A 6,800-nucleotide genomic window follows, 5' to 3' on the forward strand; every position below is an offset into this window, starting at 1 on the left:
GCTCCATGAGTACGATTGAAACCTCTCCGGTGGCCGCTCCACTGAACAAATCTGAGGCATTGCTTGACGTTAAAGATCTGCGCGTGACCTTTGGCACGCCAGACGGTGACGTCACGGCGGTAAACGACCTCAACTTTAGCCTGCGTGCGGGTGAAACCCTCGGTATCGTGGGTGAGTCCGGCTCCGGCAAGTCGCAGACTGCCTTTGCTCTGATGGGCCTGCTGGCGGCCAACGGTCGCATTGGCGGCTCCGCTAAATTCAATGGCAAAGAGATCCTGAACCTGCCGGAATCGCAGCTTAACCGCCTGCGTGCCGAGCAAATCTCGATGATTTTCCAGGATCCAATGACCTCGCTGAACCCGTACATGCGCGTGGGCGAACAGCTGATGGAAGTGCTGATGCTGCACAAGAAACTCGGTAAAGCGGAAGCGTTTGAAGAGTCTGTGCGGATGCTGGATGCGGTAAAAATGCCGGAAGCGCGTAAGCGTATGCGCATGTTCCCGCATGAATTCTCCGGCGGGATGCGTCAGCGCGTGATGATTGCGATGGCGCTGCTGTGCCGGCCAAAATTGCTGATTGCTGACGAACCTACCACGGCGCTGGACGTTACCGTTCAGGCGCAGATCATGACGCTGCTGAACGAGCTGAAGCGCGAGTTCAACACGGCGATCATCATGATCACCCACGACCTGGGCGTGGTGGCCGGTATCTGCGACAAAGTGCTGGTGATGTATGCCGGGCGTACAATGGAATACGGCAACGCGCGTGACGTGTTCTACAAGCCGGTTCACCCTTACTCCATTGGCCTGCTGAACGCGGTGCCGCGCCTGGATGCGGAAGGTGAGGCTCTGCTCACCATCCCGGGTAACCCACCGAACCTGCTGCGTTTGCCGCAGGGATGTCCGTTCCAGCCTCGCTGCCAGTTTGCGATGGAAGCGTGTAATAGTGCTCCGCCACTGGAGCAGTTTGGTGATGGCCGCCTGCGTGCCTGCTTTAGACCGGTGGAGGAATTAGCATGAGCACCGTTGCGGAAGAGAGAAAAGTTCTGTTAGAAATCGCTGACCTGAAGGTGCACTTTGACATCAAAGACGGTAAGCAATGGTTCTGGCAGCCTTCAAAAACGCTGAAAGCCGTTGATGGCGTTACGCTTCGCCTGTACGAAGGGGAGACCCTCGGCGTGGTGGGCGAGTCCGGCTGTGGCAAGTCGACGTTTGCCCGCGCCATCATTGGCCTGGTGAAAGCGACCGAGGGGCGCGTGGCCTGGCTTGGCAAAGATCTTCTGGGCATGAAGCCGGAAGAGTGGCGCAACGTGCGCAGCGACATTCAGATGATTTTCCAGGATCCTCTGGCCTCGCTGAACCCGCGCATGAACATCGGCGACATTATTGCCGAGCCGCTGCTGACCTATCATCCAAAAATGCCTAAGCAGGAAGTTCGCGACCGCGTGAAGGCGATGATGATGAAAGTGGGTCTGCTGCCAAACCTGGTTAACCGCTACCCGCATGAGTTTTCCGGCGGCCAGTGTCAGCGTATCGGTATTGCGCGGGCGCTGATCCTGGAGCCTAAACTCATTATCTGTGATGAGCCGGTCTCCGCACTGGACGTTTCTATCCAGGCACAGGTGGTTAACCTGCTGCAGAAGCTGCAGCGTGAAATGGGGCTGTCGCTTATCTTCATCGCCCACGATCTCGCGGTGGTAAAGCACATCTCCGATCGTGTTCTGGTCATGTACCTGGGCCATGCGGTAGAACTCGGCACCTATGACGAGGTTTATCACAACCCGCTGCATCCTTACACCAAAGCGCTGATGTCAGCGGTACCAATTCCCGATCCGGATCTGGAAAAAAATAAAACCATCCAGCTGCTGGAAGGGGAGCTACCGTCGCCAATTAACCCGCCGTCAGGCTGCGTGTTCCGCACCCGCTGCCCGATTGCAGGCCCGGAATGCGCCAAAACGCGTCCGGTACTGGAAGGCAGTTTCCGCCATGCGGTTTCCTGTCTGAAGGTCGACCCGCTATAATCTCGCCAGGGGCCAGCACCGAGCTGGCCCTTTCTTTATGCGAGGATTGCTGTGTCAGGGAACATCTCTTCACTTCGAGCGCTGCTTTACCGCTTTCTGTTTGATCAAAATACCCGTTCCGGGCGCCGGTTTGAGGCGTTTTGCGGCCTGCTGGCGTTGCTCAGCGTTGCCGTTGTATTTACCGAATCAAGCGTAGGGAACGACCCGAGGCTCACGTTCGGCGAATGGCAGCTCTTTATCTGGCTGGAAATCATCTTCACGCTGCTGTTCACCTGCGAATACCTGCTGCGAGTGTTGACCTGGCCTAAACCTGTCCGCTATGTGTTCAGCTTCTGGGGCATTATTGACCTGGCGACCATGCTGCCGCTGTATGTGCTGTGGCTGTGGCCCGAATTTGCTATTCACTACTATTTTGCCTGGCGAGCCATGCGAGCCATTCGCGTGCTGCGCATACTGAAGCTTCTGCGCTATATGCCGGCGCTCAAAAGCCTGTGGCGCAGCCTGCTTAACGCCAGCAACCAGCTGATCCTGTTCTACTCGTTTATTGCCATTGTGATGGTCGCGGCGGGCGCGCTGATGTACGGCATAGAAGGGAAGGCTAACGGCTTTACCAGCCTGGGCGTCGCGGTCTACTGGGCGGTAGTCACGGTGACAACCGTCGGCTACGGCGATATTGTGCCGCATACCGCGCTGGGCCGCTTCGTTGCCTCGCTGCTGATTTTGATTGGTTATTCGGTGATAGCTATCCCTACCGGGATTTTAACGGCTCAAATGTCACAGGATATGCAAAGAAGAAGATCGGCGAGGGAGTGTGTGCGATGCCATCAGCAGGATCATGCCGCTAACGCGCACTACTGCAAAACGTGTGGGGAGCATTTACCGCCGAACGAGAAATAATAACGCGGCCAGAAGGCCGCGTGAGGCTGCTGATAAAGTTCATTGCTCTAAAAAAGTCCGAGCCCAGGTCTAACAAAAACAATGAATAATGTTCTCTGGTTTGCCCCAAACAGTCGAAAACCACGTTTTTCGGCTGTTTGTCATCAATCTGACGCGGCCAGAAGGCCGCGTCAGATTATTGCTTCAGTATCACTCACGCCACAGGATGTGGCAAAGCTTGTGGTCTTTCTCGCGGCACAGCAGCACGCGAGCGAAGATATCGTTTAGCTCGCCGCCGTCGGTGTCGGCCAGCCCGATAACCACTTCTGCGAAGAAGTCCGGGTTCAGGTCGAAGTCGACGTGCTCCTGCCAGTCTTCGGCAGGATCAAACAGCTCAGCACCGCCGCGCTCCTCGAACTGCAGATTGAAAAGAATAATGTCGGCAGGGTCGAGGTTATCGCCCGCGAGTTCGAGAAATATGTCGTACGCCTGCTCTAAAGTCTCGTCTTCGGTCAGGCGGTTATTCAGATCCATTTCCATCTCTACATCCACTTATCGAGTGCTGATGCGCCACGTTTTACAGCAACGGACTAAAGAAGTAAAACAGTCGCTCGGTCATACGCTGCCACAGCGGGCGTTTTAGCCATAAATGCGCGTCCAACAGCCGTGAACGGGAAATATAGTCGTCCTGCACTGCCGCTAAATCACCGGCAAAACCTTCATCATCGATGACCAGCGTAATCTCAAAGTTGAGCCACAGGCTGCGCATATCCAGGTTCACGGTGCCCACCAGGCTTAGCTGGCCGTCAACCAGCACGCTCTTGGTGTGCAGCAGGCCACCTTCAAACTGATAAATCTTCACACCTGCGGCAAGCAGTTCGGTAAAGAAGGCGCGGCTTGCCCAGCCAACCAGTAGAGAATCGTTTTTACGCGGGACAATAATGCTGACGTCCACGCCTCGCTGAGCCGCGGTGCAAATCGCATGCAGCAAATCATCACTCGGCACGAAGTAAGGGGTAGTCATTATCAGGTATTCGCGCGCCGCGTAGACGGACGTAAGCAACGCCTGATGAATCAAATCCTCCGGGAAGCCAGGGCCAGAGGCAATGGTGTGGATCGTATGACCGCTCGCTTCTTCAAACGGCATGATGTTTTCATCCGGCGGCGGAGGAAGAATGCGTTTGCCGGTCTCTATCTCCCAGTCGCAGGAGTAAACGATGCCCATTGCGGTGGCGACCGGGCCTTCCATACGCGCCATCAGGTCGACCCACTGGCCCACGTTGGCATCCTGCTTGAAGAAACGAGGATCCACCATGTTCATGCTGCCGGTATAGGCAATGTAGTTATCGATCATCACCATTTTGCGGTGCTGGCGCAGGTCCATACGGCGCAGGAAAACACGCATCAGGTTAACTTTTAGCGCCTCGACAACTTCGATGCCCGCGTTGCGCATCATGTTCGCCCACGGGCTACGGAAGAAGGCCACGCTGCCGGCGGAGTCCAGCATCAGCCGGCAGTGAATACCACGACGAGCTGCGGCCATCAGCGACTCTGCTACCTGGTCGGCCATGCCGCCAGGCTGCCAGATATAGAACACCATCTCGATGTTGTGGCGCGCTAGCTGAATATCGCGGATCAGCGCCTGCATGGTGTCATCTGAGCTTGTCAGCAGCTGTAGCTGATTGCCCTTCACGCCGGCGATACCCTGGCGGCGCTCACAGAGCTGGAACAGCGAGCTGGCTACCTCGCTGGTTTCTGAGGCGAAGATATGCTTGCAGTTCTTCAGGTCCTTTAGCCATTTGGCGGTTGAAGGCCACATAGCGCGGGCGCGCTCTGCACGGCGTTTGCCCAGGTGCAGTTCCCCCACCGAAAGATAGGCAATAATCCCGACCAGCGGCAGAATATAGATGATAAGCAGCCAGGCCATTGCCGAAGGTACGGCCCGGCGTTTCATCAATATTCGTAGCGTAACGCCAGCGATAAGCAGCCAGTAGCCGAGAATAACCAGCCAGCTCACCACGGTATAGAAGGTTGTCATGCCTTAAAAATCCTTTTGAAACCGAAGAGTTGAGAGTGTACGCAGAACTTTCATTGCTTAACACTAAAAGTATACGCAAAACGGATGGTTTGCCCGGCAGAAGGTTCTATAATGGCGCGTCTTTTTTGGAAAATTGAGTCATAGAAATGAGGCGTAGCAGAACGGAAGTCGGGCGTTGGCGGATGCAGCGTCAAACGCAAAAACGCAGGGCGCGTTGGCTGGAAAGTCAGTCACGGCGCAATATGCGCATTCATGCCATTCGCAAGTGCCTGGTGAACCAGCAGCGTAATTCATTGCTGTTTGCCATCCACGATCGCTGGGCATAAGCATCGGGCACCGCGTGCGGTGCCCATCAAAAAATCCTTCTCTCCATTAGCGTAAACCAGGAAATAAGCCTTCCTTTTGGCCGGAAATTACCATTCCAAACGGCGGAAGTTTGTTTTTAAAATGATCGGGATCATCATCCGGGCAAAAATTAACGTCATAATCCTCGCGATTTTTCTTATATCTCCAGGATGTCTGAATAAGTGATTAGTGATTTAATTAAAAAGGATTTCTCTTACTCCAGGAGAATTAACTTTCTGTTTGTTATTATTGTTGCCGTGCTAATTGTTTTTAGCTCAATAATCTCCTATGTAAGTTATAATCACCAGAAAACCACATTAAATGAAGAGAACGAGGGTTTTGTACACAATATTGCAACGTTCTACCTGGAGCAGCAGCTAAAAACCTTAGAGAATGCGCTATGGCAAAACTCTATTATGCTGAATAACAATTACGTTGAGGCACTGGTCAAGTCTGAAGACGAAGAACTGGAGAAAAAACTCACGACGTCAATCTCAATGCTGCCTGTCGTTTCAGGGTATATTATTGCTACGCGCGATGGCCGTTATAACAGTATCCCCAAATCTTACGTCGACAGTAATTATATTCTAGCGGGGCGAGACTGGTACGAACGCCTTAGTGCGAAAAACTCATTTGTTAACTACTCCCAAATTTATGCTAATGCGATAGATAAATCGCCGGTGGTGACGATTGCCAAACTGCTGCATGACGATAAAGGCGAGCGCTATGGCGTGTTTGCTATGGATCTGAATCTGATCAATATGAGCTACGTGCTGCGCCAGCTTGAGAGCCCGAGTGAAGGGCACTTCTCGATTGTCGATCGCCAGGGGCGAGCCATCCTGGATGCAGACAGCGATGCAATAGGCACCCCGACTGTCCCGCAGGCAGCCATTGAGCGAATGACCAACGGACTTGGTTCATTTCACGACAACGTCACCAGCAAGCGTTATTACTATTATTCTTTCTCTAACCCCGACTGGTTTGTCGTCTTTACCGTTAAGGATAAAGTAATAGATGAGCACACCTTCTACTATGTCTGGGTTATTTGGGTGGCATTCGCCTTCTGCCTGACCATTTATTCATTGTTGTGGGTCTTTATGCGCCATTCCATCAAATCGATGATCGTGGATATCGTTTCGATGATGCGCTTTGGTCGGCTTGAGTTAAAGAATGATGTAGATAAGCAAATTTTAAATGAGATTAATGAAAGCAGTCAGCAAATTAAAAGTGCAAAAAGTGCTTCACTAACGGATGGTCTCACCGGCCTGCTTAATCGTCGAAGCTTTGATAATGATATTAATTATTTATTAACCCGTAAAGCTCCCTTTAGCCTCGGAATTATCGATATTGATAACTTCAAAAAAATAAACGACGGATACGGTCATCTTGTTGGCGACACGGTTTTGAAAGTTATCGCTGATATGGGCATGGGGCTGCTGGACGATTACGCGAAGCTTTATCGTTACGGCGGGGGAGAAATTGCCTTTATTTACTTCTCCGGTAATCAGGTTAAAGCCATGG

7 protein-coding genes are annotated in these 6,800 nt (G+C 52.8%); 5 read left to right on the forward strand and 2 right to left on the reverse strand.

Annotated features, from left to right (window positions below; genetic code table 11):
* The first annotated feature begins 5 nt into the window (after positions 1–5).
* From HX778_RS21925 to HX778_RS21935, 3 genes are read left to right on the forward strand one after another with little or no spacing between them, the layout of a single operon-like run.
* The gene (locus HX778_RS21925; protein WP_176983059.1) at positions 6–1,019 is read left to right on the forward strand and encodes an ABC transporter ATP-binding protein; all 1,014 of its coding nucleotides are present in this window, start codon (positions 6–8) and stop codon (positions 1,017–1,019) included.
* A complete protein-coding gene (gene oppF, locus HX778_RS21930) occupies positions 1,016–2,020 on the forward strand; it encodes a murein tripeptide/oligopeptide ABC transporter ATP binding protein OppF (protein WP_038482499.1) in 1,005 nt (334 codons plus the stop codon). Before HX778_RS21925 ends, oppF begins: the two co-directional genes overlap by 4 nt.
* 51 nt (positions 2,021–2,071) lie before the next feature.
* Positions 2,072–2,917: an ion transporter gene (locus HX778_RS21935; RefSeq protein WP_176983060.1), complete on the forward strand. Its 846-nt coding sequence runs from the start codon at positions 2,072–2,074 to the stop codon at positions 2,915–2,917.
* Between the two features lie 189 nt (positions 2,918–3,106).
* Here HX778_RS21935 and HX778_RS21940 read toward each other — a convergent pair whose 3' ends face one another.
* A complete protein-coding gene (locus tag HX778_RS21940) occupies positions 3,107–3,436 on the reverse strand; it encodes an HI1450 family dsDNA-mimic protein (RefSeq protein ID WP_008454257.1) in 330 nt (109 codons plus the stop codon).
* A 37-nt stretch (positions 3,437–3,473) separates the two neighbouring features.
* Positions 3,474–4,934, reverse strand: coding sequence for a cardiolipin synthase (cls, locus tag HX778_RS21945; RefSeq protein WP_038482505.1), 1,461 nt, complete (start codon positions 4,932–4,934; stop codon positions 3,474–3,476).
* A gap of 146 nt (positions 4,935–5,080) precedes the next feature.
* On the opposite strand from cls, the gene HX778_RS21950 reads away from it, so the two are divergent.
* Both HX778_RS21950 and HX778_RS21955 read left to right on the forward strand, forming a co-directional pair.
* Positions 5,081–5,260, forward strand: coding sequence for a YciY family protein (locus HX778_RS21950; protein ID WP_008454259.1), 180 nt, complete (start codon positions 5,081–5,083; stop codon positions 5,258–5,260).
* A 201-nt stretch (positions 5,261–5,461) separates the two neighbouring features.
* The coding region (locus tag HX778_RS21955; RefSeq protein ID WP_176983061.1) for a sensor domain-containing diguanylate cyclase at positions 5,462–6,800 on the forward strand (1,339 nt) is incomplete at its 3' end.

It is taken from the genome of Cedecea sp. P7760, assembly GCF_013386425.1.
Taxonomy (GTDB): Bacteria; Pseudomonadota; Gammaproteobacteria; order Enterobacterales; family Enterobacteriaceae; genus Cedecea; species Cedecea selenatireducens.

Excerpts from the sequence above, each read along its gene's own strand:
- HX778_RS21925 (WP_176983059.1), top strand. The coding sequence starts at position 6 with ATGAGTACGATTGAAACCTCTCCGGTGGCCGCTCCACTGAACAAATCT.
- oppF (WP_038482499.1), top strand. The coding sequence starts at position 1,016 with ATGAGCACCGTTGCGGAAGAGAGAAAAGTTCTGTTAGAAATCGCTGAC.
- HX778_RS21940 (WP_008454257.1), bottom strand. The coding sequence starts at position 3,436 with ATGGAAATGGATCTGAATAACCGCCTGACCGAAGACGAGACTTTAGAG.
- cls (WP_038482505.1), bottom strand. The coding sequence starts at position 4,934 with ATGACAACCTTCTATACCGTGGTGAGCTGGCTGGTTATTCTCGGCTAC.
- HX778_RS21950 (WP_008454259.1), top strand. The coding sequence starts at position 5,081 with ATGAGGCGTAGCAGAACGGAAGTCGGGCGTTGGCGGATGCAGCGTCAA.